This is a genomic window from Micromonospora sp. PRAS1 (assembly GCF_059553435.1).
Genome location: NZ_JCANNB010000097.1, coordinates 1 through 1,368, shown reverse-complemented (window position 1 = coordinate 1,368; position 1,368 = coordinate 1). Strand labels below are relative to the sequence as shown.

Sequence of the window (1,368 nt, the reverse complement as noted above, 5' to 3'; positions counted from 1 at the left end):
CCAGGGGCATTGCGTTCTCACGGGCCGGGTGCCTGAGCTGGGGTTTCCCGAGGTGAGGGGCCTTTGTGGAGGCGGATGGAGCGGATGAAGTCCTCAAGGTGATCATGGAGTTTCTCTAGGACTTCACGACACCGAGGACTCCACCCGCCGATGACATCATCCCTGATCTCTGCACTGACCGTGACAGCCCCCGGTCTCGACACGCCACCATCACCAGTCACCGACGGTGAACACGGTGGACTCCTGGCCGCGGTGCGGCTGATCCCGGACCCGCGCAATCCCCGCGGCGTGCGCTACCCCTTGGCCGCGGTGCTCGCCGTCGCGGTATGCGCCGTTCTCGGCGGCGCCTCGTCGTTCGCCGCGATCACCGACTGGCTTCACGACCTCGACGAGCCCTCGCAGGTCAGACTCGGGTTCACCCGCGGTGTACCGGCCGGCACGACCCTCTGGCGGCTACTGATTCGCCTCGACGCCACCCTGGTCAGCACCGTACTGGCCGGCTGGCTGCGCGCCCGAACGCCACCGGCGGTGACGCGGCCGCGCCGCTACCGGACGGTGATCGCCATCGACGGCAAGACGCTACGGGGCGCCCGCCTGCCCGACGGCCGCCAGGTGCACCTGCTCTCCGCGCTGGACACCAGCACCGGCATCGTCCTCGCCCAGGTCACCGTCGACACGAAAAGCAACGAGATCACCTCCTTCACGCCGCTGCTCGACGCCGTGGAGAGGGTCCTCGGTCACCTGGCCGGAATCGTGTTCGTCGCCGATGCCCTGCACACCCAGACCGAACACGCCCGGCAGATCACCGCCCGCGGAGCACACCTGCTCCTGCAGGCGAAACGCAACCAGCCCACCCTGTTCACGCAGCTCAAGTCCCTGCCCTGGGCGCAGATCCCGGTCGGCGACCGCACCCGCGACACCGGTCACGGCCGCACAGAGACCCGGACCGTCAAGGCCGTCACCCTGCACACTCCCGGCGGGATCGCTTTCCCGCATGCCCAGCAGGCCGTGCGGATAACCCGGACCCGCACGATCGAGGCAAAGACCAGCCGCGAGACCGCCTACCTGATCACCTCCGTCCCCGCCCCGGACGCGTACCCCGCCGAACTACAGCAATGGGCCAGAGCAGAGTGGTTGATCGAGAACAAGATCCACTTCGTCCGGGATGTCACGTTCCGTGAAGACCACCACCAGGCCCGGACCGGCACCGGACCCGCCATCATGGCCACCCTACGCAACACCGCGATCGGCTGGCACCGCATCAACGGCGCCACCAACATCGCCCGCGCCAACCGGCGGGCTGACCGCCGGTCAAACGATCTCATACAAGCCGTGACCAGCGCCTATCCGAACACGCAATGACCCTGG

Annotated in this window: 1 protein-coding gene; it reads left to right on the top strand. The window is 68.1% G+C overall.

The features are described from left to right. Positions 1 to 150: 150 nt before the first annotated feature. A complete protein-coding gene (locus tag AC507J_RS32235; RefSeq protein WP_496294327.1) occupies positions 151 to 1,362 on the top strand; it encodes an ISAs1 family transposase in 1,212 nt (403 codons plus the stop codon). The last annotated feature ends 6 nt before the right edge of the window (positions 1,363 to 1,368 follow it).

What these genes read in the sequence shown, in the direction of transcription:
- AC507J_RS32235 (WP_496294327.1), top strand. Translation starts at nt 151, where the DNA reads ATGACATCATCCCTGATCTCTGCACTGACCGTGACAGCCCCCGGTCTC.